The organism is Sphingobium aromaticiconvertens (assembly GCF_037154075.1).
GTDB lineage: Bacteria > Pseudomonadota > Alphaproteobacteria > Sphingomonadales > Sphingomonadaceae > Sphingobium > Sphingobium aromaticiconvertens.
In genome coordinates, this window is the sequence record NZ_JBANRJ010000001.1 from 2,157,456 (window position 1) to 2,183,289 (window position 25,834).

Below are 25,834 nucleotides of genomic sequence, written 5' to 3' on the forward strand. Positions count from 1 at the left end.
ATGGCCGCTGCAAATTTCTTTCCACGGATTCCAGGCGGCATGGCGCGCCCCGCCGACCTGATGCTGGTCGCCGGCGTCGTATCGGTTGTCGCTCTGCTGATCCTGCCGCTGCCCGCTCTGGTCATCGACATGCTGGTCGCGACCAACATCACCATCGGCCTGCTGCTGCTGCTCTCGACGCTGCATATCTCCAAGCCACTCGACCTGTCGACCTTTCCCACGGTGCTGCTGCTCAGCACGCTGTTCCGCCTGTCGCTGTCGATCGCCACCACGCGCATGATCCTGACCACGGCGCAGGGCGGGCATATCATCGAACAGTTCGGGCAGATGGTCGCGGGCGGCAATCTGATCGTCGGTCTGGTCGTCTTCCTCATTATCACCATCGTCCAGTTCGTCGTCATTTCGAAAGGCGCGGAACGCGTGGCCGAGGTCGCGGCGCGCTTCAGCCTCGACGCGATGCCCGGCAAGCAATTGTCGATCGACAGCGACCTGCGTTCGGGCCTGATCGGCAAGGATGAGGCACGCGAGCGGCGCAAGACGCTGGAGCTGGAAAGCAAGCTGCACGGCAGTCTCGATGGCGCGATGAAGTTCGTAAAGGGCGACGCCATCGCCTCTATCATCATCGTCCTCATCAACCTGATCGGCGGCCTTGCCGTCGGGGTTTTCTCGCACGGCATGGATGCGGGCGAGGCCATGACCACTTTTTCGATCCTGACGATCGGCGACGGTCTGGTGACGCAGATCCCGGCCTTGTTCAGCGCGATGGCCGCGGGCCTGCTGGTGACGCGTACCACGGACGAAAGCAAGGATTCGAGCCTGGGCCAGGCCATCGGCCAGCAGATCATGAGCAAGCCGCCGGTGTTGTTCGCCGCCGCCACGCTCTGCCTGATGATGGCGCTGATCCCCGGCTTTCCGGCCGCTGTCTTCGTCGGCATCGGCATGGCGCTGGGGCTGTCGGGCATCTGGCAGCATCCGGTGTCGCGCGCCTGGGTTCTGGGCAAGGCGGCCCGCTACGACCGGCGCGAAAAGCCGCTGCCCGAAGCGCTCAAGGCGACGCCTGCGGAATTGCAGCCAGTCCGTCCCCTTCTGTTGGAGATCGGCGCGCCGTCGCTGGATGCGGCGCGGGCGGCCCGTTTGCAGGCGCTGCTGGTCGCCACGCTGGAGCGCATGCAGGCGCGGCTCGGCCTGCCGATGCCCGCCGCCGATATGACGACGACGCTGCTGCCAGTAAATGAGACAGCGCGCTGGGCGCTCTACGCCTTCGAAGCGCCCATTGGATCGGGCGTGCTGGACGACGGGGCGCTGGAGGAGGAAATCGGTGCCGCCGTCGAAGCCGTGCTGCGCCGCCATATCGCACAGTTCCTGGGCTTGCAGGAAACCACGATCATCCTGAACCGCGTCGGCGCGGACTATCCTGATCTCGTCAAGGAAGTTGTGCGCGCCGTCTCCACCCCGAAAATCGCCGAAATCTTGCGGTTGCTCGCTGAAGAGGAAGTCCCTTTGCGGAATATGCGCGACGTGTTCGAAGCCATTGCCGAAGCCGGTCAGTCGGAGCGTAACGCGATGCCGATTGCCGACCTGACCCGCATTTCACTGCGGCGCTATATCGCCGCACCCCATGCTGTCGATGGCCGCTTTCGGGTGATGGTGGTCGGCGGGCGTCTGGAGCGTTTCTTCCGCGATAATGTCCAGCCGGTGGAGGGTGTTGCCCGTCTGGCGATGAAGCCCGAACATGCCCGCATCATGATTGCCATGATCCGCAGCGAAATGGCCAAGTGCGGCGCGGTCGCGATCCTGACCGCCTTCGACCTGCGCCGTCCGCTGCGGCGGCTGATCGGCGGCGACCTGTTCGAACTGCCGGTACTGGCGTTCAACGAACTTTCGCCCGCCCTGCCGCTTGATGTCGTCGGCACGCTCGATCGCACGCCCGAAGCGCTTGAAGACGAACGTCCGGCGGAGGCCGCCGCATGAGTCGGTTGCGCTGCGGCAGCCTGTGCCTGGCCTTGATCCTCTCCTTTGGCCAAGCCCCGGCCATGGCGGCCGATCCGCCCTTTGGCGACAGGAAGGTGACGATCGCCGCCCGCGACCAGCCGATCGCCGATTTCCTCAACCAGTTCTTCGGCGCGAGCGGCCTCAAAGTGGCGATCGGCGGCGCGGTTACGGGCAAGGTCAACGGCAAATTTTCGGGCGTCCCCGCCAGTATCTGGTCGCAGGTGTCGAGCGCCTTCAACCTGATCGCTTATTATGATGGCGCGGTCGTCACTGTCCAAAGCGCGAACGATGTCGAGAGTCGCACCGTGACCGTGCCCTCCGGCCGCGCGGGTGAGTTGGCGAGTGCCGTCGCGCGGGCGCACCTGTCTGACAGCAACAACCGGGTACGGCCAACCTCAGCGGAAAGCCTGATGGCGACCGGGGTGCCCCGTTTTCTCGATCAGGTGCAGCAACTTGCTTCCGCCCTGCCCACGACCCCATTGCGCGAGCACCCATCGGTCGCGGCCATTGCACCCGGTCGGGCGCAGGCGGTTCCGACCTATCCGGGCGCGATCGAACCGTATGAACTGCGTGTCTTCTACCTGCGTTATGCGCGTGCCGACGACACCACGCTCTCGACCGGCGACCGGCAGGTACGGGTACCGGGCGTCGGCACGACGATGGCGCGCGTGATGGGCGACGGTGCGGCGATCGGCACGGTCGGCGGCAATTATGGGGAACAGCGCGTTCGCCAGTCCCGACCGCGCCTTGGCGGTCGGGGTCTCGACAGTATAGGCCCCGATGCCGCGCGCACCGGACCCATGACGGCGCAGGAAGACGAATATCTGGGCTTGCCGCCGGAGGGCGCGGTCGCACAACCAGCGGCCTTGCCCCCGCAAAATGGTCCGCGCATCACGGTCGACCCTTCGCTCAACGCCGTCGTCGTGCGCGACCGGCCGGAAAATATGACGGCTTATGAAGGATTGGTGCGGGCGCTGGATATCGCGCCGCAGATCGTAGAGCTGGAAGCAACGATCATCGACATCAATATCGACCGGCTGCGCGAACTGGGCATCAACTGGCGCTTCCAGAGCGGCGATTTCAGCGCCTTGTTCGGTGGCGACGTCGTCCGGCGGACGGGTGACCCCACGACCGACATACTCAACACGGGGTCGGTCAACCGGGGCCTGTCCGTATCGGGGATCATCGGCGCCAACAATGAGTTCATCGCGCGCATCAACGCATTGGAAGAAAAGGGCGCGGCGCGCGTGATCTCTCGCCCGCAACTCGTAACCCTGTCCAATGTCGAGGCGGTGTTCGACCGCACCCGCACCTTCTACGTCCGCGTCGCGGGCGACCGGCAGGTGGACCTGTTCAACGTCACGGCGGGCACGGTGCTGCGGGTTAACCCGCATGTGCTGGTCGATAATGGCCAGCCGCGCATCCGGATGGTCGTGAATGTTGAGGATGGCGCGATCCTCCAAGGCAATGTCGACAATATCCCGATCGTCGAGCGTGCCAGCGTCAACACTCAGGCGCTGATCGCCGAAGGCGAAAGCCTGTTACTGGGTGGGCTGACGGTCAATTCGGACCTCGACGCCGAAAATTCGGTTCCCCTGCTGGGTAATATCCCGGTGCTGGGCGAACTTTTCAAGACCCGCTCTCGCCAGCGGACCAAGACGGAGCGCCTGTTCCTTATTTCCCCCCGCATCACTCGGCTGGAAACCACGGCAGCGGCCATGGCCCCGCAGGCGAGTGCACTGGCGACGGCCCCGCCCGTCATTCCGCGCCTGCCCACCCCGCATCAGGCCGTCCAGTCCCTTCCCATGGAGAGCAAGCCATGACCGATATGCCCGTCATCGATCTTGCCCGCAGCCGGGCGGTCAGCAGGCGCGTGCTGCGCATCCTGTCCGGTCGCCTGGAGGGCAAGGAGTTTCCGCTGGATGGCCGCGATCGGCTTTGCGTTGGCCACGGTCTCGCCAATGATGTCGTGTTGCGCGGCGCCGGTACGCGCGAAGGGACGATCGAACTGCGGCTGATGGGCGATCGCGCCACGATGCGCGTCATCGAAGGCCGCGCAGAACTGCTTGGCCGCGCGCTGGAGGCGGGTGAGGACGCGCAGTTGCCTGCCTATCTACCGTTCTGCTTCGGTGAATATCTGATCGCGCATGGCGAACGGGGATCGGCTCGCTGGCGGGACGCGAACGACATTGCGCGGACACCTCGCGGCGTGCCGGGCGAGGAACTGCCCGCCCCGCGCCTGTCTGACCGGCTGTTCGACATCGCGCGGACCGGCTATGGCCGGATCGATCGGCACACCCTGCGGCTGGCGCTGGGGCTGGGCTGTGGCGGGCTGCTTGTCGCGGCTGCGGCCCAGCCGGTGGGCCAGATGATGCTGTCCAGCCGCGCGAACGCTCGGGAGATGACCACCGAGTTGCGGCAGAGCGGCTTCCCAGCCGTCTCCGTCGCCGGGGATGATGAGGGCAGTCTGGCGGTCAAGGGGGCGGTTTCCGACGAAGAGGAACTCGCCCGCCTGCGCGCGCTCGTAGCGCAGCGCGACGCCGATGCGACCGTCGATGTGCAGACTGGCACGGCTCTGGCGGCTGAGGCCACCGACATCCTTCAGGCGCAAGGCATCGCCGCGCGGGTCGCGCCCTCCGCACCGGCCGCGCTTGTCGTCAATGCGGGCTATATGCCCGCCAACCGCCAGGATCAGGTGCGCGCCCTGCTGCACAAGGATCTGCCGGTCGTGCGCAAGGTCGCTTTCCGCATCGACGATGCACTAGGCGCAAACCCGCTCCAGGCCTTTTTCGCGCAAAGCGGCGCAGGCCTCGCCACGGTCGTCGCCAATCCCGCTCATATCGTCACTGCCGACGGATCGCACTGGTTCCCCGGCGCAACCCTGCCCACCGGGCACAGGCTGGTGTCGGTCAGCGCGGGCGCCGTGGTGTTCGAGAAGGACGGCCGTGCCGAACAGATCACCCTCTGAAGACCCCCAAATCCACAAGAGCAAAGGAGATGCATGATGAGTAATATTTCCAGCACAGAGATGGCGACCCTGGCCAGCACCCCACTGACCGGCGCACGAATGCGTCAGGACGATGCCCCCGCCAACTGGTTCGAGGCATTTGCCGACGCCTGGGGCAAGGCGCTCGACAGTCAGGCTTCGAGGATCGAGCAGAAGTCCGATCTCATCGCCAATGAAGGCGGGGACAACCCCTCGCAGATCACGATGCTGACGGCCGAGGCGATGAAAATGAGCTTCCTGTCGAACAGCTCGCACAGTTCGCTCGACAGCGTATCCAAGGCGCTCGAAACCATGGCGCGGAAACAGTGAGATGAGTGTCGAGGCCGTTGCTGCGCAAGTCGCGGCTCCACCCCGTGCGATCGAACTGGCGCCTGCCATGCCACAACAGGCAGGCGCCGATGTGATCGCCGATTTCAATGCATCACTCAAGGCTGCAGCGGCCGACCATGTCGGCGGCAAGGATATGTCGCCCGCCGTCCGCGACATGCTGGGCACGCTCGACAAGGTGAATGGCGAGGCGAAGTCGGTCACAGACTTCGCCCGGTCGGTCGAGGCTTCGGGTGGCGAACTGACGCCCGGCGAGATCGTGCAACTGACGATGCGATGTCAGGAATTCATGTTCCATTGCCAACTGACCTCGAACATCGCCAACCGCAGTTCGGACGGCGTGCAGCAACTGTTCCGGCAGCAGGGCTGACCGGGCCGGGTGACGAAGGAGAGGCATCATGGCCAGATTAAATGCGCGCCTCGGCGCGACGCCGCTCGTTCTAATCGCCGCGCTGATGCTCAGTGCGTGCGGCACTCAGGAGATATATGGCCAGCTCAAGGAGGCGCAGGCCAACGACATGATCGCCGTGCTGCGCGATGCGCATATCGACGCGGGCAAGTCCGCTGGCAAGGACGGGTTGTGGAGCGTCAACGTCGATACGGACCATTTTTCGCAGGCGATCCAGTTGTTGCGTGCCAAGGGCCTGCCGCGCGACGATTTCGCAACCTTGGGGCAGGTGTTCGAAAAGAAGGGCTTCGTTTCGTCTCCCATCGAGGAGCGGGCGCGGCTGATCTACGGCCTTAGTCAGGAACTGGGCCATACGGTGAGCGAGATTGACGGCGTGGTGCAGGCGCGCGTCCATCTTGCCATGCCGCAGGATGATCCGCTGTCGGAGAAGGTGAAGCCCGCCTCCGCTGCGGTCTTCATCAAATATCAGCCCGGCTACGACCTGCGCAGCCAGACTGGCGCGATCAAGGCGCTGGTCACCAACAGCATAGAGGGGCTTACCTACGACAAGGTGTCGGTGGTGATGTTCCCCAGCCAGGCGGTGGCGCCGCGACAGGACATGGCGCTGGCGCAATTTGATTCGCCTGTGACTCGAATTGCGTTGGCCGTGGTCGGGCTGGGCGGGCTAGTCGCGCTGTTCTGGCGGCGGCGGCGTCCAGCGCGCAAGGTCGTGCCGGTAACGCGCGATACAGTGCCGGGCGATACCGAGCCGGCGGTATGATGCAGTCGCTACCGATCGGCCGCGACCGGATCGCATGTCTGGCGGCGGCAACTGCGTCGTCCGCTGGGCGCGGCAGGCGCTTCCTGACCCGACAGGCGGGGGGCGGGTCGCCTACTTTCGCGGAATTGGCCGGGTTGCCAGCCTGGCCGCTTCTGGATCGTGAAGCCCAGCGCCGGGTCGCCATGATTGCTTTGCTGCTGGCCGGGCGTTCTACGTTGGCGGCTGAGATCGATGGCATCCGGCTGCGTGCTTATGCCGTGCTGGTTGGCGGCCCATTGTTCGAGGATGTTCTGACCGATCAAAGCCCCGGCGATGCCCCATTGCCTTCGCCTTCTGCCTTGCCGGATGCTGCCGACGATCTGTTGCGCGTCGCCGTGCCGCCGCTGCTCGCCCATCGCATCGGGGATGCTGGCCCGCACGACCCCCGCGCGGCGGCGTGCATGGCGCGGGCTGAACGCTTCATCAGGGAAAGCGCCGCATGGCCTATCAGCTAATCCATAGCGACAGCCACACGCTGCTCGCAAGCGATAGCCCTCTGATCCGCGCTGACGAGCGGTCGCGGGTCGAGGATGCGATCGCCCTCCTGAAGGACATCAGGGGGATGCGCGATGGGCAGTCCGCTGCCGTGGCACAGGCTCAGGCGGATGCGCGCATCCTTGGCTGGAAAGAAGGCGAAGCGGCCGGGCGAGCCGCCTTTGCAGACGCGGTGGCCGAACTCGTGCAGCGGGCCAGCGACTGGCGCAGCGAACAGCAGGCACAGATTGCTGACCTCGCCCTTGCCGCGCTGCGCCAGATCGTCGGCGCGATCGAGCCTGCCGATCTGATGGTGGGCATCGCGCGTCGCGCGGTGGAGGCAGCGGGCGGGCAGGGGCCGATGGTCGTCGAACTGGCCCCGACGATGGAAGACGCCGTGCGAACCCGGCTCGCTGCACAGCCCGTTCCGGCGGAAGTCGACATACGCGGCGACCCGGCGCTGGCCGAGGATCAGTGCCGCATCAGCGGCCCTGACGGCCGCATCATCGCCGATCTGGGCGTGCAACTCGCCGCGCTCGAACAACGATGGGAGGTGACCGATGCCGGTTGACGTCAAGCTGGAGGCGTTGTTCGACACGCTGGAGGCAGGCCCTGCGTTCGAGCAGCGCGGTCGTGTCAAGGCTGCGATCGGCACCTCGATCCGGGTCAGCGGCATCACTGCGCGGATCGGCGAGACCTGCGAATTGATGAGTCCGGCGGGTCGCTCCTCGCTGCTGGCCGAGGTCGTCGGCCTTGTGGGAAATGAAGCCATATTGGCGCCGCTCGGTGATCTGCGCGGCCTGTCGGGTGAGACCGATGTGCTGGTGCGTATCGGCCATGACCGCGTGCCGGTGGCGCAGGCGCTGCTCGGCCGGGTGCTCGACGCGCGCCTTCAACCGCTCGACGGCCTGCCGCCGGTTGCCGCCCGCGCGACCCAACCGCTCTATGCCGCAGCGCCCACCCCGATGGAGCGGCAGCGGATCAGTCGGCAAGTAGAAACCGGCGTTCGCGCGATCGACGGGCTGCTGCCGCTTGGCCGGGGCCAGCGGATCGGCGTCTTCGCGGCGGCGGGCGGGGGCAAGAGCACTTTGCTTGGCACGCTCGCGCGGCAGGCGCAGGCCGACGCGATCGTGATCGCCCTGATCGGTGAACGCGGGCGCGAAGTGCGCGAATTTGTCGAGGACAATCTCGGCGCCGAAGGGCTGGCTCGTTCGGTGGTCATCGTTTCGACCTCCGATCGGCCTGCGCTGGAACGTGCGCGCGCCGCCCATGCCGCTACGGCGGTCGCGGAAGGTTTCCGCGCGGAAGGGCAGCATGTTCTCCTTCTGATGGATTCGGTCACGCGCTTCGCCCGCGCCTTGCGCGAAATCGGCCTTGCGGCCGGGGAGCCGCCGGTCCGGCGCGGCTTCCCACCCTCCGTATTCGCCGAACTGCCGCGCCTGTTCGAGCGCGCGGGCACCGACGCACAGGGCGCGATCACCGGCATCTATACAGTGCTGCTGGAGGATGAAGAAGACGACCCGGTGGGTGAGGAGGTGCGCTCCCTGCTCGACGGCCATGTCATCCTGTCGCGCAAGCTCGCGGCCAAGGGCCATTATCCCGCGATCGACATATTATCGAGCCAGAGCCGCCTCATGGGCCAGTTGGCGGAAACGGGGCAACAGCGCGCCGCCATCGCCATGCGCGCGATGCTGGCCAAGCTCGACGACATCGAACTGCTTCTTCAGGTCGGCGACTATAAGCCGGGGCAGGACGCGCTGGCCGACCGCGCCATCGCCCGACGCGTCGAAATCGATGCCTTCCTGCGCCAATCGACCCGCGAGCATAGCGGACTTCTCACCACCCACAGCCTTCTCCGGGGATTTGAGTCATGACCGATCATATCACTGCCCTTCGACAGATTGTGCGCCTGCGCGAACGCGATGTGCGGTACTGCGAGCGGCAGGCGCGCAACGCGCTGCTTGCCGTGGCGCAGGCCGAGACGCGCGCTGGCGAGGCGAGGCAGATGTGCCAGCAGGCGATTTCCCTGTATGAGGCGGCGCAGACGGAACGGGTGCAGGCCCCATGCGATCCGCATGTCCAGCTTCACTGTAACGCCACGGCAACGCAGGTGGACCAGGCCTGCCAGATGCGCGCGCAGGCCTGTGACCTGCTGGTGAAGGCGCAGGGTTTTGCAGAACAGGTCCGCCGCGAATGGCTTCGGGCACAAGCGCGCTATGACGCCCTGCGTGCAGAACTGGAAAAGGCCATCCACAATCTGCAACGGCGCAGGGAGCGTCGCAGCGAGCGGGATATGCCGTTGAGCGGCGGCAGGGTGGGGGTCGCTCTGTCATGATGGATGTCAGGCCCGTAACGGCTTCGCCCAGCACGGCACATCAGCAGACGGATATTGAACCCAACGGAAGGGAACGCGCACAGGATTTCCGCGAAGCCCTCGACAGGTCTGGTAGGAAGACAGAAAAACCTGGCGATCGCGAGCCGACCGTCAGGAAGCGCAAGCTGTCCATGATGTCCGCCGAACCTACCGACCTTGGCGCCCATCACGCTTTGCTACCGGCCCTCATGGAGCAGTCCTCACGCCGCGAGACGCCATCAGTGACACAGCAAGGGGGTGTGGCGTCGATGCTCGGGCAGGCCGTGCAAGAGACAGTCACTCCTGCGATGATCCCTATGGATGCCAGCGATCAGATTGCCTTCCTGCAAGCCCTGGCGAATCTTGACCGCGCCATGACAGCATCGCCCCTATCGCTGATCCAGTTCACCGGCGAGGCATGGCAGGTGAGCGAGGTCGAACTGGTATCCGGCCAATCAGGCCTGTCAGTGCGCGTCGCGGCCGACATGGATGCCGATGGCGGCAGCGAGACATTGCAGGAGCTGCGTCGCCGCCTTGAGGCGCGCGGCCTCGGCGATGTTGCCGTTGTGAAGTCGTCCTAGGACTCATCGAAAGTCGAAGCGCCGGAAGCGACGGCGAAGCGCGCCAGCGAGCGTGACTTCCCCTCTCGATCATAAATAGTCGACATGGCGACATACTCGCCCACAGCCTGTTTTGGCGTCAGCGTGAGCAGGATGTAACCCTTGGCGCGCTGGTCACAGAACAGCACTTCCGGGCTGGCCTTCTGCAACAGCGAGCCGAGCGGTATCTGAGGCAGCGTATCGCCGATTGAGGGGCTGCTGATCGACGATGTGCCGAATTCCACGCCGACCCGATTGCCCTCATCATCTGTCAACTGGTTCGCCCAGAAGGCGTGGCTGTCGCCCGCCAGCACCAGCGGATGAGCGCCCGCACGACGAATGCTCTGGTAAAGGCGCTCGCGCGCGGCGGGATAGCCGTCCCAGGCGTCGAGGTTGAAGGGCAGTCCCGCGCGATAGCCAGCCTGCGCCAGTTCCACCTGTGCCCGCACCGAGGGCGCCAGCGTGGCGATAATCGCTGTGGCCTTCTCCGTGCCGAACAGCTTGATAAGGTCAGGGCCGTTCACCCGCGCCATCACCACCTGATTGCCCAGGATCTGCCAGGGCGTGCCGGCCTTGACCGATGCGGTCAGTTCCCGTTCCAGCCACGCGCGTTGCGGTTCGCCCAGCATCTCCCGATCGGAGCGGCCGCGCTCGGCCAGCACGCCCTCAATCTCGGATCGGCCGGGCGTCTCGCCCTTGAAGCCCGCCTGCTCGCTGCGCGCCAACAGGCGCGTCTCGACCATCAGAAGCGTCGCAAGATCGCCAAAATTGAAGCGGCGGTTGATCGCTTCCCACGGATCATCACCCTGCGGATCACGGATCGGCATCCATTCGAAATAAGCCTGCATCGCTGCGGCCTTGCGCTTGGGCCAGTCGCCCTCGGTCGCGGGCTGATGATTTTGCGCGCCACCGATCCAGCTATCATTGGCGGTTTCATGATCGTCCCAGACGCAGATAAAGGCCGTGCGCGCATGGGCCGCCTGTAGGCTAGGATCGCGTTTATATTGCGCATGGCGGGTGCGGTAATCGGCGAGCGTCACGATTTCGTGCGCCGGTTCGGCGATGCGACCGATCTTCTGGCCGATCTCCGCGCCATAGCCTTCGGCGCCATATTCGTAGATATAATCGCCCAGATGGACGACCGCATCCAGCCGGTCGAGCGACGCGATGGAATCATAGGCCGTGAAGAAGCCGCCCGAATAAAGTTGGCAGGATACGACGGCGAGCACGGCGTCGGCGACCGCACCCGTGGGCAGGGTACGGAAGCGGCCGACCGGCGACCGGGTGCCGTCCGCCAGTTCGAACCAGTAATGATAATCCTGTCCTGCCTGCAATCGGCGCGGTTCGACCTTCACGGTGAAATCGCGCGCGGCCCGCGCCTGCGCCGTGCCGCTTTCGACCGGCTTGCCGCCTGCGCTTTGCGCGACATGCCAGCGCAATGCGATGGCCTCGCCCTGTGCCGGGTCAGCAGGCGTCACGCGGGTCCACAGGATCGCGCCGTGTGGCGTTGGATCGCCGCTGGCGACGCCATGGGCAAAGCTGGCGGCGGCAGCGGCGGGCGTTGCGGCCATGCCGACACCGGGCAAAATGGCGCCCGAACCGATCAGGCCCAGCGCGGAACGGCGGTCGAGTTTCACCAAGTCTCCGCTCACCGGCCGCCGCCGAAGCGGAAGCTGGCGGCGATGCCGTAGAAGCGCGGCGCGCCGGCGATGAAGGTCGGCATGCCCAGGCTGTCACCGGTATTGCCGGCATCCATGATATATTTCTTGTCGAAGGCATTCTCGATGAAACCCTCGATCCGCCAGGCGCCATCCGGCGCTTCATAGCCCAGCCGTGCATTGACCAGCGCGTAGCCGCCCTGCCATTCATCCTGGATATTGTCCGCTACCAGCGCCGCAGGCGGCTGTTGCAGGTCCGGCCGATCATTATCGTCGTCGAAGAATGCCTTGGACTGCCAGGTCACGCTGGGCGTGAAGATGACACGGCCGGGGCCAACGGGCAGCGACGCCTCTGCGCCAAAGGAGGCGCTGTGGTCGGGCGACAGGCGGAAATGATTACCGTCGCGCACGCCCGTCTTAAAGCGGCTGTGATTATAGGCATAGGTCGCGAACAGGGTGATGGCATCGCTTGGCACCCAGCGCAGTTGGCCCTCAAAGCCGTAGCTTTCCGCCTTGCCGGCGTTGGTCAGGACGAACTGCGTCCCCTGCTGCACCGTCGTCTGGAAATTATCATATTGATAGTAAAAGAGCGCACCATCGACGAACAGCGTGCGGTTCATCAGCGCCGTCTTCGCGCCGACCTCGAAACTGTCGACCGTTTCGGAGTCCAGTACCGAAAAGCGCGTCGCGCCCAGCGGTGCGGAAGGCGCGCTGGCGGCGAGTATCTCGGGACGGCGGCCACGCGCATAGGTAGCGTAGAGGCTGGCATCCTCGCTCGGCTTGTAGCGCGCGGTCAGGCGCCAGGAGAAGCCCCCGCTGGAAAGCGTGTCGCTATCCTCGCCGCCATTGCCCGCAGTCGGTTGTGCGCCCAGACCAAAAAGCGGCACGGGGTAGGCGGCGGAGGGTGGAATGGTCGCTGCGCCGGGCACCGCCAGCGCCTGTAGCAGCGCGGTCCGCACCGCCGGTGGCTGGCTCAGCGCACCAATGAAGCCACCCAGGATCGAGCGGCCATTCTCGACCGACGAGGCGAAGGTACTGCGCTTGTCGTCATGGGTGTAGCGCAGACCGCCGCCAATCTCGAACTGGTCCGACAGGCGCACGGCCACGTCGCCGAACAGGTCGAAGGCACGGGTGCGCGATCCGTTGGTAGTGCTTTCCAGATGATTGGATTTGAGGTTGGCGCCGATTGCCTGCGCCTGCGCGCTCGATAGCGCCACGCCATAGGCACTGGCCACGCCCTGAAGCAGCGCGCCGGTAAAGGCCGGGCTGGCCAGCACCGATGCCGGGACCGGATCGGTGGCGGGTCGGCCGGGGATCGCACCACCGCCGTTCAACGCCCCGGCAAGGCGGGCCAGCGTCACGCGTTCGTCGAACTGGGTCGGGACGCGCTGCGTCCCCTCCTCATGGAAATAGCTGGCGCCGAGGAAAGCGGTGATCGGGCCATCCTCATAGGTCAGGCGGAATTCCTGGCTGGTCTGGCGGCCGCGCGCATCCTCGGCCGCGGTCAGCATGGGCAGCGAAATGCCGTCCGCGTCGAAGATTTCGAGCGCGTCGAACCGGCGAAAGGCGGTGGTTGAAGTCAGGCTGAAGCGGTCGTCCAGCTTCAACTTAGCGATGCCGGTGACGCCCCAGACCTGACGGTCGAGGCCCAGATCCTTGCCCCCTTCAAAGCCGGTGCCAGCCGCCAGCGCCGCGCCGCTGTTGCGTCCGCGATCGCCGATCACCGCCCCGGTGGCGGGACCGGTCGGATTATAGGCGATCGACTTGAAGGCGGTGCCGTTCGGGCTATCCTTCTGATAATTGCCGATCAGGTCGAAACTCAGATCACCCTTTTCGCCATGGAAGCTGCCCCGGACCGCCTTGGTATCGACCGAGTTGAAGTCTTCCCCGCCTAGCAGATTTTCGACATAGCCGTCGCGCTTGCGGATGCGGCCGGCCAGGCGGATCGCCATGCCCTCGCCGATCGGCGCATTGACCATCGCCTCCCCCATCCAGGCGTTGTAATTGCCATAGGACGCCTTGCCCGCAATCTCGTAGCTGTCCAGCTTCGCCTTGTTCTGGATGATGTTGACCGCACCGATCAGCGCGCCGCGACCATAGAGCGTCGATTGCGGTCCCTTGGCGATTTCCACCCGCTCGACATCGAACAGTTCGACATAGGAGCCGCGTGACTTGGAAATGGAGACGCCGTCCTGATAGACCGAAACGCGGGGTTCGTTGGAGGCCGTGCCACTGTCCGACGTGATGCCGCGCATGACAAAGCCCGGATTGTTGGGCGACTGGTTCTGCACCTCAAAGCCCGGCACAAAGCGCGAGAGGGCGTCGAATTCATAAAGGCCGAACCGGTCGAGCTGTTCGGCGCCGACGACGCTGAGCGTCATCGGCACGTCGATCGCATCCTGTTCGCGCAACTGCGCGGTGACGATGATCGAATCGCCGGTCCCGGCGGCCAGTTCTTCGGCATGGGCTGTGGCGGCAGCGAAAGCGGACAGGCTGACGGCAGCCAGTGTAAGCGAACGGATGTGCATGATGTACTCCCTTTGGCGCCGCGGTAGGAGGGGAGTATGAAGGCTGCATGACAGGAAATCGCGAAGGCTCAATCTTCATTCGAATTGAGGAAATTGGGTCGCGATAGAATGATGTCCAGCGGATCTGTTAGTGCGAAGATTGCGGAAATGGGCTGAAATCTAGCTTATTCCGGGAGCCGTCTGCGGAGGCGGATCAAAAATGGACAAGCGTCTGCTTCTGGTGTCGGGAAATTTACGCATCCTGGGCCGCGTGACGGCAGGAGAGTGCTTAGCGCAGGAATGAGAAGATGGCATAGCCCAGCGCGACGATGGCAGCCCAGGAGAGCACGACCGCCGCGAGAAAGATTTTAGGTTCATGGCTGTCTGATTTGACCTGATCTTCGCCAACCCTTTCATCGATCTCAGCAGGGATGACGGGATCAGCGCTGAATTGGGCCTCCACCACCGTGTTGGCCGAAATGGTCCGTTCGAATTCCAGCTGCGCAATTGGGTCGGAGAAGCGGCACCCGGCAACGCCATCGCCAAGCCAGATTATGATGGCATCGCGGACTCCGACACCGGCCAGGCCAATCTTGATCAGATCGCCTTCGTTCAATCCATGCACGCCGGACATGCGAAAGCCGGTAAGGGACAGGTCATCAATCGTCACATCATTTGGAACATCGCCGGTTCGCAGCGTCGACAAGCGCTCAACTACGTGTCGATCACTTGAACGCCTCGAGTCCCACATGAGTGCGCGGATCGAACTGGAGCGTTGCTGTGTCATATCGCACAGCTATGCCGATATGGTTATCGTAACGTAAACGCAGGCGTTGGATGTGTGTGCGTATAAGAAACCCCGCATCCAAAAAGGGCACGGCGTTAGCGGTACCGCATTGCATTACCAAAAACAAACGGTCAACAAAGGCCATTCCTGAGCGTCACGAATTGAAAAACTGGCGGTTCAAACCTAGGAAAGCAAAGCAAAATTCGCCGCTCAACGGTGATAAAGCCTCGTTTAGGCCAGCTAAAGCCCGTTTATCATTTCCGATCTAGTCTGATTGCGTCATGATGAGGAGCATATCTCCAGCCAATCTATGTAGGGCTTGCTGCGATGAGCGAATTGACCATCTGGACGTTGGACTGGGTACCGGAAGGCCCGCGCGGGTTTGTGCGTGATCTCAGGTTGCGGTGGGCATGCGAGGAAGCCGAACTCGCCTACGCCGTCCGAACCATCCGGTTCGATGACCGCGAGACCAATCATCTTGCGCGTCAACCGTTCGGCCAGGTTCCGTTTCTGGACGACGGCGAACTGGAGACATTTGAGAGCGGGGCGGGGCTGCTCCATCTCGCTCGGAAAAGCGACAAGCTGATGCCGCCCGATCCGGCTGGAGAAGCGGAAACGGTGCAATGGACGATCGCCGCACTCAACTCGATCGAGATGGTTACAGTTCCCTGGTGGTTTCTGGAAGTGACCGGAGCTGAAAACAATCATCTGACCGGCTGGCTGGAAAGTCGGCTCGATCACATGGAGCGCGTCCTCAAGGAGCGGGAATGGCTGGCGGCCGACCGCTTCACTGTCGCAGACTTGCTGATGGCCGATGTTCTCCGCGTGGCGAAAATACGCTCCTTCGGTAATCGGCCGGCGACTGAAGCCTATATCACGCGCATAACGGATCGCCCCGCGTTCAAGAAGGCTCACGCCGACCAGATCGACTTTTTCGAAGCAGCCGACGAGAAGAGGACAGAGAAGGGGTCGGCTTAGAACAGCCAATGCCTGTGGCTGCTCCCCCTAACTCTGGCGTATGGCCCGATAGAGATGCGTGTCGGCAAGCGAGTAATAAGCCATATCTGCTCGTTCACGAGTGCCACGGACGCTGCGAACGCGATGTCGGTCGCGCTGCGCTCGATCGCCGGCGGCGGGGTGATGAGTGGCTCGATGCATGTCGCGGGTAAGAAGCGGTTCGGTCGACAGGTGCCAACTGTCCCCACTGTCAGGGCATGGCGCAAAGGTTATTCGGTAAGTCTGCGCTTATAGCTCGCCACCCGTTCATCCAGTTGCGTCTTGCGCCCGAGCGGGGTGACTTGCGCCGCCCCTGCTGGCAACATTTGCTTGAGCTGCGCCAGCGGAACAACCTTGAATTCCTTGACCGCGTCGGTCGGCGCGGTGTTTGGTGGCAGGGACTGCCAGCGAACGGCGAACATCCCCGCCGCATGGCCTTCCGGGTCCAGCCAGTTATAGACGCCAGGATCTCGCGGGGAGATCACAAAGGTGTAGCTGCCGTCGGCATTGGGCTTGGCCTGGGCATCGTTGAGGCTGCTTGTGCGCTCGACATAATCATAGGCCACTCCCCACGGGTCGGTCAGTTGGAAGCCCAGGGAAGCTGCACCCAGAGAACGCAATGTTACCACCCACGCCTCATCCGAACGGAGGTTGAAATGACCGCTTGTCGAAAAGCCGCGACCACCGGGCCGCACGCGCGGCACACCGATATGATTGACCGGCTTGGTGAAAACGAACTTATTGTCATAAGCGACCCAATAGGGCGCCATCTGCGACAGCAACGCGGCGGCGCGGCGCGCTACGGCATCGTCCGAAGGCGGGGGAGTGAGGGGCGGGCCGGCGACGCGGCGGATGTCAAGCGCAACCGGATTCTGCGTCGCCCAATCGGTAAAGAGGTCGCGCACGACAAGCAGGGCCTTGTCCTGGGCCGGGGTCTGGATGTGATTGGGGCGCTCGCCAGCGGGAGCGCTGTCCAAGGTGATAGTGAAACGGCCATCCGGCGCGATCCGCATCTGATCACTGCGCAGCGTCCCCAATTGCTTGCCGCCCTCGGCCGCCATTGCTGCTGTGCCTGGGATCGAATCCCGCAGCTCGAAATGCAATTCGGCGGGGCCAGGGCGCTTGACCCGCCCGTGAATCTCGTAGCGGGCGGCGCCGTCGATCATGACGTTGCGATAGACATTATCGGGATTGTCGATGCCATAGCCCGATCGCGGCACCCGCACCCCGAACCAGTCATGCGGCGCATTCACCACCCACATCACGGCAGGGCGATCGGTATCTTCCCCGACGGCATATTGAATTGCCGCCATCGCAATCGATTCAGCCGCGCGCCGGATGGTGGCGCGGCCGGTCGGTGTCGAACCTTGCGGATCGGCAGCATAAAGGGCCTCGACGCGCTTGATTTCCGCCTGCATCGGTGCGCTTGCGAGAATGCGCAACGCTGTGGTTTCGAGCGCGATCTGTCGTGCATTGGCGAGTGCGCCGCTGGTGACCGGCGATGCGGTGGACGCCATGGCTGGCGACACGGCAAGAGCAAAGGGTGTGAGGGTGCGCAGGGCGACGCCAGCCACCCCGCGGATCAAGCGACAGGACATGGGCATTACTCCGTTGGTAAGGGATACGCGGCGAAGCGGTTTGGACAGGGCCGCCATGATCAGAACCGAAGCCCCAACGTCACGCCATAAGTCCGCGGATCGGGAAAATAGGCCGTGGTCAGCCGCTGGAAATTGGCGCCATAATCGATGAAGAAATTGGGGCTATCCTCATGCAACAGATTGCGACCCCAAAGCGACAGCGTGCCGGTTGCCGAACCGATCGGAATTTCGCTCAGCACGGCGCGCGCATCAAGCATGGTGCGGCCGGGGCTTTGCGTGAACGCAGCGGCGATCTGGGCCGGGGAGGTCGGCGCCAGCGAATTGGGCGAAACATAATAATCCGACACCATGTTGAAATCGACGATCAGGTTGAGCTTACCCAAATCGCTTTCCATCACCCGCCAGTCAACGCTGGTCGAGACGGCATATTTCGGTCAGGCGTCGTTCGGCAAAACCGACAATACCCTGGCGATGAAAATGTGGAATTCCTCCATATAGTGGCGCAGGAACTTTTCGGTCGAGGCGACCGTGACTTCACCGTCGTCGTTGATCAGGCCGGGAGTGAACTGGATATAGGCTTCCGGCGCATTCATCTGCGGCGAGTTGCAGAAGCCAAGCACGCTTCTGAGGCTCTGCTGGGCAACGGCGGTGCCAATCGCGCCGGGAGAGGTGCCGATGACGGCGGATGGTTTGTGGGTGAAGCTATTGGTGCCATAGGGGCGGCTCGCCCAATCAATAGCGTTCTTCAGTCCGCCGGGGATCGAACGATTATATTCGGGCGTTACGAACAGCAGGGCATCGACTGCCTTGAGCGCGTCCTTGAACGTCCGCGCAACCGGCGGAAAGTCAGCGTCATAATCATAGCTGTAGAGCGGCAGGTCCGCGAACGAAATCTCGGTGAAGGCAAGGTTCTCCGGGGCTAGCCGGATGAGCGCCCCGGCAAGCTTGCGGTTGATGGATTCGCGTGCAAGGCTGCCGATGAGGTAGCCAACTTTATAATGCTTCATGACACGGCCCTTCCGTGCGGGAGATCCAAGTAAGCCGTTACCATGTATCACCGATCTACAGTCGCTTCTTGTTAAAATGGAGAAGCCGACCGTCCGCAGCTTGCCACACAAAATTTGCACCTGGGCGACCGGGAAGGGGCGGTGTCAGGCCTAAGTTTGTATTGATGCGTCTGGGGAGTGAATATGTTCGCGCCGGATGCCGAGGCCGAGCAGCCTTGCTGGGAGAGCCTGAAGCGCGGGGACCGCCTGGAGCAGGTGGAGAACCGCCGGCGCGCGCGGAGTTTTGTTGCGCATGGCCGCGCCGATGACGTTCCGGTGGATGGCGCGCTGTAAGGCCTGAATCGAGCGGACCGAGAGCATGCGCCGCGCGCGCACCCGGTGAAGTAAAGGATCGGGATTACGGCCGCGGGCGAGCGGAGCAGCAAGTATGTTCGCGGCAGCGACTGCATCTTGGATCGCGAGGTTGATGCCGACGCCCCCGACTGGGGACATGGCGTGAGCGGCGTCGCCGATGGCGAGAAGGCCGGGGCGGTGCCAGCGGGTCAGTCGGTCGAGCGAGACAGTGAGGAGCTTTACATCCTCCCAGTCGGCGATGGCTTCGATATGTTCGGCAAGCGGTGGCACCGTTGCCGCCACATCATTCCGAAAGCGCGCGATCCCAGCGGCGCGTATCCTATCCGCCGCGCCCTTCTCGATGACGCGTGCGCACTGGAAATAGTCGCCCCTGTCGATGGTGACGATCATCTCGCCCCGGTCGACATAGCCTTGCGTAAGATTATTCGGCGTCCGCGCCTTAGGCACGCGGAACCAGAGCACGTCTATCGGCACGCCGAGGTCCTGCAGCGGCAACGCGGCTGCATCGCGCATTCGAGAGCTGCGTCCGTCGGCGGCTATGACCAGCCTTGCTTCCAGCGCTTCGCCGCTCGCAAGCCTTACGCCCTCAACGCGCTCAGCGCCCTCGACCAGGCCAACCACCTCCGTCTCCATGCGCAGCGTGAACGCTGGAAGCTGTCGTGCAACGTCCGCCACGAAGTCGAGGAAATGCCATTGCGGCATCATGGCGATGAAACCGGCAGGGCCTGGAAGACGGCTGAAATCAGCGATCCGATATTCGCGGCCTCCGATCACGGCGCCCACCGACGACACCTTGACATGCTCGCGGGCGAGGAGTGCCTCAAGACGGCCAAGCTCGTTGAACAGGTCCAACGTCGACGGGTGGACCGTGTCGCCGCGAAAGTCGCGCAGGAAATCGGCATGCTTCTCGAGCACAAGGGTCCGCACGCCCGCTCTGGCGAACAGCAGGCCAGCCATCATTCCGGCGGGGCCGCCACCGACGATCACGACAGGAGGCGCGGTACGGTTGATCATGCCCTTAGCCTACCCCTCGTCTTTGGTGACAGCAAAGCGCCAATTTTTAGAGGCGGTGATCGAAAAGCCGCCCGTCCGCACCTGGGGAGACAAAAATTATCGCTAAGCGGCTGGGATGGGTCGGTTCCGGCCGGCTGCTAAGGATGCCCAAGCCAGTTTGAGATCCAAAAGCGGATGCTCATCAGACGTATCAGTGAAATCGCGCTGTGACATCTGTCCCATAAAGCGCCGAATCATGACATTGAAGCCCACTCAAAATGCGGGGCCAGCCGTGAGATCGATTTCCAAGATTTCAGAAAATATCACGACAAATCAATGTGATATATCGCTTTTCTGGTGACCCCTACGGGCACTACTATTCTACTGTATGGCTTTGAAAAATATATATTAAATCTACACTATTTATTTTTATACCATAAAAAGACCCATCGATAAGGTGGGGCGGCACGCAGTAATTGCACTTTGATGGCGATACTCAGAACGGCACGAATCGATCAATGTATGATTCTGACTCCTAGCTGCTTACCAGCAATCCTCGATGGTACAGCGGACATACGGTCATACGTCAGATCGCGAGGTTATGTGTTTTGTGCTGTTAGCTGCAGCGGTGATCACGCCAAAATTTGGGCCAGACCAGTACGGTTCTTGTGCGGACCATTGCGCAGGACAGATCATTTCCCGATGCCAGCCTGCACCAGGCAGCGGTTCTGCTACCGCCCGCACCCCCGACCGAGAGGCAGGTCATAGGGGCAGTCTTGACTATGATGTGACCCGTTTGGATCTTCCCGCGTGGACCACCAAAAATCTCAACCAGCCTGTCTCGGGCCTGTTCAGCTGTAGCGCGTGGGCAAGGCTGATTGCTGCGGCACGTACCGTCCATTTCACGTGCCGCGATGCCGGAAATCCGAATTTTGGGGCCTTCAGCACACCAGACGGGCCCGTCGCCATCATAAACATGGGTAGGAGTGCACTTGAACTGGTAGTTTGCAGGAACGATGGATGCGGCGGCTGCTAGAGTAAGTAAAATCAACGAAAGGGGTTATCCTCGTCTGCGTATCGTTGGCCGATAAATTGAGTGTTGTTGGTGAACGCGTCTATGTCGTGTTGAGCGAGGTTGCGCAGAATATCGTCGATCTTACCCTGCATCTTGTCTAGGCTTTCATTGAGGATAAAGCTGGTGTCATCGGTCGTGCAATTCTCCGCAAAAGTGGGCTTTGAAAATTCCCTAGTTGGTGGCCCCTTCATCTCATTCTGCCGGGGCTAGCCCCGGCAGAATGAGATGAGCCGACATTGTCCTCATCTCCTTTGCAGACGCGGAGACGGGGCCGATGATCCGACTTGGAGAATTGATGATGATCCTCGAACTACATCGGCAGGGTGTATCGATATCCGGCATTGCCCGACGCACTGGTCGCGATCCCAAGACCATCCGAAAATATATCGAACGGGGCATCGAGGCCCCGGTTTACGGCCCTCGCATGCTGGGTCGACCGAACAAACTGGCACCCTATCTGGAATTTTTGCGTGAGCGAGTGACGGCCTTTCCCGATCTGACTGCGGCGCGCCTGACGCGGGAAATCCGTGAGCTGGGATATATGGGCGCCTATACCGCGGTAAAGCGGTTCCTGGCAGCGATCCGGCCGGAAAACGGGCCTAAGCCCTTTGAGGTTCGGTTCGAGACGCCGCCTGGCGTGCAGGCACAGGTCGACTTTGCCCGGTTCGTCGTCGAATTTACCGATGAGCCCGGCGTCAGCCGGATCGTCTGGCTGTTCAGCCTGGTGCTGGGACATTCGCGCTTCCTGTTTGCGCGCTACGTCATGCATCAGGATCTCCAAAGCCTGTTGCGCTGTCATATGCAGGCCTTTGAAGCGCTCGGCGGCGTCCCGATCGAGATCCTCTACGATCGCATGAAAACCGCTGTGACCGGGGAAGATGATCAGGGCCACATCATCTACAATCGATCATTGCTGGCTCTGGCCGGGCATTATCGCTTCGTGCCGCGCGCCTGCCGTCCCTATCGGGCCAAGACCAAGGGAAAGGTCGAGCGGCCATTCAGCTATATCCGCAAGGACTTCTTCCTGGGCCGGAGCTTCCGCAATCTGGACGATCTCAATGTCCAGCTGATCGACTGGCTCGATACCGTCGCCAACGTCCGTGTCCACGGCACGACGCAGCGGATTATTGCTGAAGCCTTCGCCGCCGAGCAGCCTGAGTTGCAGCTGCTCCCGGCGGGCCGCTTTGACGCTGTTCTGAAGCTGGAGCGCCGCGTCAGCCACGATGGGATGGTCTCGGTCGGCGGCAATTACTACAGCGTTCCCGATCGCACCCGGCGCGTCGTCGAAATCCAGCAGTTGCCCGACAAGATCCGGATCGTAGACCTGGGCCAGGTCATTGCCGAGCACCCGGTTCTTGAGGGGCGCCGGCAGTACAGGATCGATCCTGCGCACCGGACAGGCAGCAGCGGCGCCAAGCGCCGTATCCATGGCAAAGAGGTAATCGCCATCGGTCGTGTAGGCGAGCATGTCACCGTGCGCTCCCTGGCCATCTATCAAGCGATCGGCAGCCAACTGGCGCGGGGAGAACGGCCATGAACCATGGGGGTGCCGCATCCCGCGTCGATAATATCCGCCGCAGCCTGGTCCATCTCAAAATGCCACGCGCCCTGGAGATGCTCGACGCCACCCTGCGCGGCATAGAGCAGGGCAAAATCGATGGCATCGAGGCCATCGACATATTGCTGAACGAAGAACTGTCGCTCCGGGAGAACCGCAGGATCAAGGCAGCCCTGCGCATGGCAAGGCTGCCGATCATCAAGACGCTGGACGGATATGACTTCTCCTTCCAGCCATCGCTCGACCGGAACCGCATCCTGGCGCTCGCTGGCCTGGACTTCATCAACCGGGCCGAGGTGGTGCATCTGCTGGGCCCGCCCGGTACCGGGAAAAGCCATATCGCCACGGCCCTTGCCGTCGAGGCCGTGAAGGCGGGCAAGAGCGTCTACTTCATCCCGCTCGCCGATCTGATCGCTTCACTGACCAAGGCTGAACGCGAGGGCACGTTGCGCGAGAAGATCCGCTTCCTATGCCGATCCTCCCTGCTCGTCGTCGACGAGATCGGGTATCTTCCCGTCACGCCCGGCGGCGGCAATCTCTTCTTCCAGCTCGTCAACGCCCGATACGAAAAGGGTGCCATGATCCTGACATCCAACCGCGGCTTCGCCGAATGGGGTGATGTCTTTGGCGATCCGGTGGTGGCCACCGCGCTGCTCGACCGCCTTCTTCACCACGCTGTGGTCGTCCAGATCGAGGGCTCCAGCTATCGCATGCGACAGCACGCCGACCTGCTGCCCGAGCATGCGCGCATGGCACCGTCCATCAACCCACCGCCCTTGCCGAAACGGCGCGGCCGCCCGCCAGCAAAGGAAAAGCCCGATCTCCATCACGGCTGATCACCGACACAAACCCTCCCGCCAAACTAGGGAATTTTAGATGCCCACTTTTGCGGAATCTTCGGTGCCCGTTGACAGCTGGCTGACTTGCCCGTCTTTCGGAATATCTCCGAACGATGGGCAGGGGGGATGTCAATATAGCTCTTTACCAGTTTGGGTAGATGCAGTTCGCGCATCTGCTCGATATCGAACTGGTTGAAGCCGGGCAGTTCCTCACGCCCGATAGCCACCTGGACCTCCCGCAGGCAGGCGAGGATACGACGCACGCGATCTTGTGCACCTGGAGGCACACGTTCATCATTATAATCGACGACAACGGCCGGGATTGCCGGGGTGATCGGTTGGGGCTGGCTGGTCGGCGGTATCGACGAGGTTTTGGAGAATAGTCGGTTAAATTTATCGGCGATGCTCATATCCGTTCTACCTCCTTTCCTCGCAGATTTGCGGGATCGCACATGAACCCTCGTAAGCCGTCCATCTGGGGATACCAAGTCAGCTTTGGGAGGCTCGTCTCTGCTTGACTGATGCAAAATAATGGCACCGATCCTCCCTCGCTTTAGAACGAAGGTCGCCAGGATAATGACTGCGATGGCGCTATAGATCATGCCCGCAGCCTGTGTTGATTAGTTCAAGCTGAGCAGCGGACTGCTGCCGCTTGCGCTATGGGCGCCTTGAGAACGGGCGATGTAGCCCTTGGCCTTTTCCGATTCCGCCGCCAGGACATCGACGGTCGTCTTCATATTCGAAAGCGCTTTGAGCTTGAACTCGTCGACCGCATCCATTGTGGCATAGATGTTCGCAAAGGCGCGCTGCAGCACCTCAACCTGGATGGTGGCCGAAGATGCCTGTTCATGAATCTGCGCGGTATTGGTTTTGAGCAGTTCGCTCGTGCTGGCGATCATGTTAGATGTTGTCGTGTTGAGAGCAGAGATCTGGTCGAGCACAAGCTTCTGGCTGGCAAGAGCCTGTGCAACGGTTACAGCCGTGCGTAGCGCCGCGATCGTGGTGGTCGACGCCCGGTCGACACCCTTGATGAGCTCGATATTGTTCTTTTTAATGAGATCGAGCGCCAGGTAACCCTGGACGGTGACAGCCATCTGCGTGAGGAGATCGGTAGAGCGCTGACGCACGTAGAAGAGCGCTGATTCCTTGAGCGCACGCGACTTGGTCGGATCGCTGTTTTCGAGCAGATTGGCCCTATCCTCGAGCCTGATATCAAGCGTTTTGGAGATATGGATCATCTGCTCGAGCTTGCCCATCATCTCCCACATTTTGCGACGCTCGCCGTCTATGGCGATATTGTCCTGCAAGAGGCTGTCCTTGCCACGCGACAAGGTCACCAGGATGCCGTTTATATGGCTCTGGGCTGACTGATATTTGTCGAAATAGGCTTTGATTTTGTTGCCGAAGGGAATGAAGCCAAATAGCTTGCGCGGCTGGAGGAGGGGGCCGTCGCGCGATGGATCGAGGCGTTCGATCACCTGTCGCAATTCGAGCAGGGAGTTGCCGACGCTGCCTTCGCCATCCATCGACTTGGTTGGCCGGTCGAGAAAGCGGTTGGTCTGGGAGGCTAAGGCACTGACCTCGCTCTGGCCGAGATTGTTGAGCTGCGCAACCTTCGCGCCGAATTCCGGGCTATTTGCGTCCAGCGATACCAGATCGGTAACAAAGTGATCGGCCTTGACCTCGAGTTGGCTCATCACCTGATTGTCGACTGGGACGAGACCGGCGGCCTTGTCTGCAGGGATGGCCGCGACGGCAGCTGGAGCTTCAAGTATGAGGTCGTTCATATGCTGCTTTCTCTAAAAAACTGTGAGGCCTCAGACTTTGATGATTGAGCCAGGGTACTGAGCGATTGTTGCATCAGCGGTTACTAGGGCAATGCCTTCTGCCTGAGACTGGGCAATGAGCATTCGGTCGAAGGGGTCTTTGTGTAAGGAAGGCAAGGAGGAGACGATTACGGCGTGCTCACTGTTAATGGGTAGTTCGTGATAGCCATTGTCCAACAGTCCCCGTCGCAACAAGCGGGTGTCTACGTCGAAATCCTCGCGGCCGAGACCTGATTTAATGGCCACTTCCCACAGGCTGGCAGGACTGAAATAGAGCGTATTTTCTTTATCCTCCATCATGTCTTTTGCACGGGTCGGCAGTTTCATTGCACCTTCGGCCGCCCAAAGAAGCAAATGCGTATCCAGGAGCAGCTTCATTGGAGCCCCGAGAATAGAACGTTGATCTCGTTGGTGCCCATGCGATCGAAATCGTCTGGAACCTTGATTTTACCCTTCATGAAGCCAAATCTGGAGGCCTGCCCTTGCTCTGGGGCATCCAAGGGCACGACCTTTGCGATAGGAATGCCGGCCTTGGCGATTACAAAGCTCTCGCCTCTCTCAACGCCTTTGAGGAGCCGGGAGAGGTTGGTTTTAGCGTCGTGTATGTTGACAATTTCCATCACACTCACTCGAACTTAGTCCACCGGCCTTAGTCTATATCAAGGGCGCATCCATG

25 protein-coding genes are annotated in these 25,834 nt (G+C 62.2%); 14 read left to right on the forward strand and 11 right to left on the reverse strand.

The window, feature by feature from the left end:
- The 11 genes from WFR25_RS10330 (at position 1) to WFR25_RS10380 (ending at position 9,942) form a co-directional block, all read left to right on the forward strand.
- Positions 1–1,971 carry a flagellar biosynthesis protein FlhA gene (locus tag WFR25_RS10330; RefSeq protein WP_336970720.1) on the forward strand — a complete coding sequence of 657 codons (1,971 nt, stop codon included), beginning with the start codon at positions 1–3 and terminating at the stop codon, positions 1,969–1,971.
- Entirely contained in the window at positions 1,968–3,815 is a 1,848-nt protein-coding gene (gene sctC, locus WFR25_RS10335; RefSeq protein WP_336970721.1) for a type III secretion system outer membrane ring subunit SctC, read from the forward strand. Before WFR25_RS10330 ends, sctC begins: the two co-directional genes overlap by 4 nt.
- Positions 3,812–4,960, forward strand: a complete 1,149-nt coding sequence (locus WFR25_RS10340) for a hypothetical protein (protein WP_336970723.1) — start codon at positions 3,812–3,814, stop codon at positions 4,958–4,960. Before sctC ends, WFR25_RS10340 begins: the two co-directional genes overlap by 4 nt.
- Positions 4,961–4,993: 33 nt before the next feature.
- Positions 4,994–5,308: a hypothetical protein gene (locus WFR25_RS10345; protein WP_336970725.1), complete on the forward strand. Its 315-nt coding sequence runs from the start codon at positions 4,994–4,996 to the stop codon at positions 5,306–5,308.
- 1 nt (position 5,309) lies between these two features.
- Positions 5,310–5,696 carry a hypothetical protein gene (locus tag WFR25_RS10350; protein WP_336970727.1) on the forward strand — a complete coding sequence of 129 codons (387 nt, stop codon included), beginning with the start codon at positions 5,310–5,312 and terminating at the stop codon, positions 5,694–5,696.
- 28 nt (positions 5,697–5,724) lie between these two features.
- On the forward strand, positions 5,725–6,495 hold the full coding sequence (gene sctJ, locus WFR25_RS10355; protein WP_336970729.1) for a type III secretion system inner membrane ring lipoprotein SctJ: 771 nt from the start codon (positions 5,725–5,727) through the stop codon (positions 6,493–6,495).
- Positions 6,492–6,989: a hypothetical protein gene (locus WFR25_RS10360; RefSeq protein WP_336970731.1), complete on the forward strand. Its 498-nt coding sequence runs from the start codon at positions 6,492–6,494 to the stop codon at positions 6,987–6,989. Before sctJ ends, WFR25_RS10360 begins: the two co-directional genes overlap by 4 nt.
- Positions 6,974–7,579, forward strand: coding sequence for a FliH/SctL family protein (locus WFR25_RS10365; RefSeq protein WP_336970733.1), 606 nt, complete (start codon positions 6,974–6,976; stop codon positions 7,577–7,579). Before WFR25_RS10360 ends, WFR25_RS10365 begins: the two co-directional genes overlap by 16 nt.
- Positions 7,569–8,882: a FliI/YscN family ATPase gene (locus WFR25_RS10370; RefSeq protein WP_336970734.1), complete on the forward strand. Its 1,314-nt coding sequence runs from the start codon at positions 7,569–7,571 to the stop codon at positions 8,880–8,882. The genes WFR25_RS10365 and WFR25_RS10370 overlap by 11 nt, the downstream gene beginning before the upstream one ends.
- On the forward strand, positions 8,879–9,343 hold the full coding sequence (locus tag WFR25_RS10375; protein WP_336970736.1) for a hypothetical protein: 465 nt from the start codon (positions 8,879–8,881) through the stop codon (positions 9,341–9,343). The genes WFR25_RS10370 and WFR25_RS10375 overlap by 4 nt, the downstream gene beginning before the upstream one ends.
- A 170-nt stretch (positions 9,344–9,513) precedes the next feature.
- The gene (locus WFR25_RS10380) at positions 9,514–9,942 is read left to right on the forward strand and encodes a hypothetical protein (RefSeq protein ID WP_336970738.1); all 429 of its coding nucleotides are present in this window, start codon (positions 9,514–9,516) and stop codon (positions 9,940–9,942) included.
- On the opposite strand, the gene WFR25_RS10385 is transcribed toward WFR25_RS10380, so the two are convergent.
- The 3 genes from WFR25_RS10385 to WFR25_RS10395 form a co-directional block, all read right to left on the reverse strand.
- On the reverse strand, positions 9,939–11,597 hold the full coding sequence (locus tag WFR25_RS10385) for an alkaline phosphatase D family protein (RefSeq protein ID WP_336970739.1): 1,659 nt from the start codon (positions 11,595–11,597) through the stop codon (positions 9,939–9,941). The genes WFR25_RS10380 and WFR25_RS10385 overlap by 4 nt on opposite strands.
- An 11-nt stretch (positions 11,598–11,608) precedes the next feature.
- Positions 11,609–14,146 (reverse strand): TonB-dependent receptor, encoded by a 2,538-nt coding sequence (locus WFR25_RS10390; protein WP_336970740.1) that lies wholly within the window; start codon positions 14,144–14,146, stop codon positions 11,609–11,611.
- A gap of 268 nt (positions 14,147–14,414) precedes the next feature.
- Entirely contained in the window at positions 14,415–14,912 is a 498-nt protein-coding gene (locus WFR25_RS10395) for a hypothetical protein (RefSeq protein ID WP_336970742.1), read from the reverse strand.
- Between the two features lie 327 nt (positions 14,913–15,239).
- Here WFR25_RS10395 and WFR25_RS10400 point away from each other — a divergent pair, with 327 nt between their 5' ends.
- Positions 15,240–15,890 carry a glutathione S-transferase family protein gene (locus WFR25_RS10400; protein ID WP_336970743.1) on the forward strand — a complete coding sequence of 217 codons (651 nt, stop codon included), beginning with the start codon at positions 15,240–15,242 and terminating at the stop codon, positions 15,888–15,890.
- 248 nt (positions 15,891–16,138) lie between these two features.
- Here WFR25_RS10400 and WFR25_RS10405 read toward each other — a convergent pair whose 3' ends face one another.
- The 4 genes from WFR25_RS10405 to WFR25_RS10420 form a co-directional block, all read right to left on the reverse strand.
- Positions 16,139–17,506: a DUF1214 domain-containing protein gene (locus WFR25_RS10405; protein WP_336970745.1), complete on the reverse strand. Its 1,368-nt coding sequence runs from the start codon at positions 17,504–17,506 to the stop codon at positions 16,139–16,141.
- Positions 17,507–17,565: 59 nt separating this feature from the next.
- On the reverse strand, positions 17,566–17,889 hold the full coding sequence (locus WFR25_RS10410; RefSeq protein WP_336970746.1) for a hypothetical protein: 324 nt from the start codon (positions 17,887–17,889) through the stop codon (positions 17,566–17,568).
- A 51-nt stretch (positions 17,890–17,940) separates the two neighbouring features.
- Positions 17,941–18,513 (reverse strand): NADPH-dependent FMN reductase, encoded by a 573-nt coding sequence (locus WFR25_RS10415; protein WP_336970747.1) that lies wholly within the window; start codon positions 18,511–18,513, stop codon positions 17,941–17,943.
- A gap of 150 nt (positions 18,514–18,663) precedes the next feature.
- Entirely contained in the window at positions 18,664–19,881 is a 1,218-nt protein-coding gene (locus tag WFR25_RS10420) for an FAD-dependent oxidoreductase (RefSeq protein WP_336970749.1), read from the reverse strand.
- A gap of 1,328 nt (positions 19,882–21,209) precedes the next feature.
- Between WFR25_RS10420 and istA the strand changes: the two genes are divergently transcribed.
- Together istA and istB are read left to right on the forward strand one after the other, a co-directional pair.
- Complete coding sequence (gene istA / locus WFR25_RS10425) at positions 21,210–22,472, forward strand: IS21 family transposase (RefSeq protein ID WP_336970750.1); 1,263 nt, start codon at positions 21,210–21,212, stop codon at positions 22,470–22,472.
- Positions 22,469–23,329, forward strand: coding sequence for an IS21-like element helper ATPase IstB (gene istB, locus WFR25_RS10430; protein ID WP_212608798.1), 861 nt, complete (start codon positions 22,469–22,471; stop codon positions 23,327–23,329). Before istA ends, istB begins: the two co-directional genes overlap by 4 nt.
- A 26-nt stretch (positions 23,330–23,355) precedes the next feature.
- On the opposite strand, the gene WFR25_RS10435 is transcribed toward istB, so the two are convergent.
- The 4 genes from WFR25_RS10435 to WFR25_RS10450 all read right to left on the reverse strand — a co-directional run bounded on the left by WFR25_RS10435 (position 23,356) and on the right by WFR25_RS10450 (position 25,778).
- Positions 23,356–23,742 carry a hypothetical protein gene (locus WFR25_RS10435; RefSeq protein ID WP_336970752.1) on the reverse strand — a complete coding sequence of 129 codons (387 nt, stop codon included), beginning with the start codon at positions 23,740–23,742 and terminating at the stop codon, positions 23,356–23,358.
- Positions 23,743–23,952: 210 nt separating this feature from the next.
- Positions 23,953–25,119, reverse strand: a complete 1,167-nt coding sequence (locus tag WFR25_RS10440) for a toxic anion resistance protein (RefSeq protein WP_336970754.1) — start codon at positions 25,117–25,119, stop codon at positions 23,953–23,955.
- A gap of 30 nt (positions 25,120–25,149) precedes the next feature.
- On the reverse strand, positions 25,150–25,536 hold the full coding sequence (locus WFR25_RS10445) for a type II toxin-antitoxin system VapC family toxin (RefSeq protein ID WP_336970755.1): 387 nt from the start codon (positions 25,534–25,536) through the stop codon (positions 25,150–25,152).
- Positions 25,533–25,778: a type II toxin-antitoxin system Phd/YefM family antitoxin gene (locus WFR25_RS10450; protein WP_336974835.1), complete on the reverse strand. Its 246-nt coding sequence runs from the start codon at positions 25,776–25,778 to the stop codon at positions 25,533–25,535. Before WFR25_RS10450 ends, WFR25_RS10445 begins: the two co-directional genes overlap by 4 nt.
- Positions 25,779–25,834: the final 56 nt, after the last annotated feature.

What these genes read in the sequence shown, in the direction of transcription:
- WFR25_RS10345 (WP_336970725.1), top strand. Translation starts at nt 4,994, where the DNA reads ATGATGAGTAATATTTCCAGCACAGAGATGGCGACCCTGGCCAGCACC.
- sctJ (WP_336970729.1), top strand. Translation starts at nt 5,725, where the DNA reads ATGGCCAGATTAAATGCGCGCCTCGGCGCGACGCCGCTCGTTCTAATC.
- WFR25_RS10450 (WP_336974835.1), bottom strand. Translation starts at nt 25,778, where the DNA reads ATGGAAATTGTCAACATACACGACGCTAAAACCAACCTCTCCCGGCTC.
- WFR25_RS10415 (WP_336970747.1), bottom strand. Translation starts at nt 18,513, where the DNA reads ATGAAGCATTATAAAGTTGGCTACCTCATCGGCAGCCTTGCACGCGAA.
- WFR25_RS10375 (WP_336970736.1), top strand. Translation starts at nt 8,879, where the DNA reads ATGACCGATCATATCACTGCCCTTCGACAGATTGTGCGCCTGCGCGAA.
- sctC (WP_336970721.1), top strand. Translation starts at nt 1,968, where the DNA reads ATGAGTCGGTTGCGCTGCGGCAGCCTGTGCCTGGCCTTGATCCTCTCC.
- istA (WP_336970750.1), top strand. Translation starts at nt 21,210, where the DNA reads ATGATCCGACTTGGAGAATTGATGATGATCCTCGAACTACATCGGCAG.
- WFR25_RS10340 (WP_336970723.1), top strand. Translation starts at nt 3,812, where the DNA reads ATGACCGATATGCCCGTCATCGATCTTGCCCGCAGCCGGGCGGTCAGC.
- WFR25_RS10370 (WP_336970734.1), top strand. Translation starts at nt 7,569, where the DNA reads ATGCCGGTTGACGTCAAGCTGGAGGCGTTGTTCGACACGCTGGAGGCA.
- WFR25_RS10395 (WP_336970742.1), bottom strand. Translation starts at nt 14,912, where the DNA reads ATGACACAGCAACGCTCCAGTTCGATCCGCGCACTCATGTGGGACTCG.
- WFR25_RS10420 (WP_336970749.1), bottom strand. Translation starts at nt 19,881, where the DNA reads ATGATCAACCGTACCGCGCCTCCTGTCGTGATCGTCGGTGGCGGCCCC.
- WFR25_RS10350 (WP_336970727.1), top strand. Translation starts at nt 5,310, where the DNA reads ATGAGTGTCGAGGCCGTTGCTGCGCAAGTCGCGGCTCCACCCCGTGCG.
- WFR25_RS10435 (WP_336970752.1), bottom strand. Translation starts at nt 23,742, where the DNA reads ATGAGCATCGCCGATAAATTTAACCGACTATTCTCCAAAACCTCGTCG.
- WFR25_RS10390 (WP_336970740.1), bottom strand. Translation starts at nt 14,146, where the DNA reads ATGCACATCCGTTCGCTTACACTGGCTGCCGTCAGCCTGTCCGCTTTC.
- WFR25_RS10400 (WP_336970743.1), top strand. Translation starts at nt 15,240, where the DNA reads ATGAGCGAATTGACCATCTGGACGTTGGACTGGGTACCGGAAGGCCCG.
- WFR25_RS10440 (WP_336970754.1), bottom strand. Translation starts at nt 25,119, where the DNA reads ATGAACGACCTCATACTTGAAGCTCCAGCTGCCGTCGCGGCCATCCCT.
- WFR25_RS10380 (WP_336970738.1), top strand. Translation starts at nt 9,514, where the DNA reads ATGATGTCCGCCGAACCTACCGACCTTGGCGCCCATCACGCTTTGCTA.
- WFR25_RS10365 (WP_336970733.1), top strand. Translation starts at nt 6,974, where the DNA reads ATGGCCTATCAGCTAATCCATAGCGACAGCCACACGCTGCTCGCAAGC.
- WFR25_RS10360 (WP_336970731.1), top strand. Translation starts at nt 6,492, where the DNA reads ATGATGCAGTCGCTACCGATCGGCCGCGACCGGATCGCATGTCTGGCG.
- WFR25_RS10405 (WP_336970745.1), bottom strand. Translation starts at nt 17,506, where the DNA reads ATGTCCTGTCGCTTGATCCGCGGGGTGGCTGGCGTCGCCCTGCGCACC.
- WFR25_RS10445 (WP_336970755.1), bottom strand. Translation starts at nt 25,536, where the DNA reads ATGAAGCTGCTCCTGGATACGCATTTGCTTCTTTGGGCGGCCGAAGGT.
- istB (WP_212608798.1), top strand. Translation starts at nt 22,469, where the DNA reads ATGAACCATGGGGGTGCCGCATCCCGCGTCGATAATATCCGCCGCAGC.
- WFR25_RS10330 (WP_336970720.1), top strand. Translation starts at nt 1, where the DNA reads ATGGCCGCTGCAAATTTCTTTCCACGGATTCCAGGCGGCATGGCGCGC.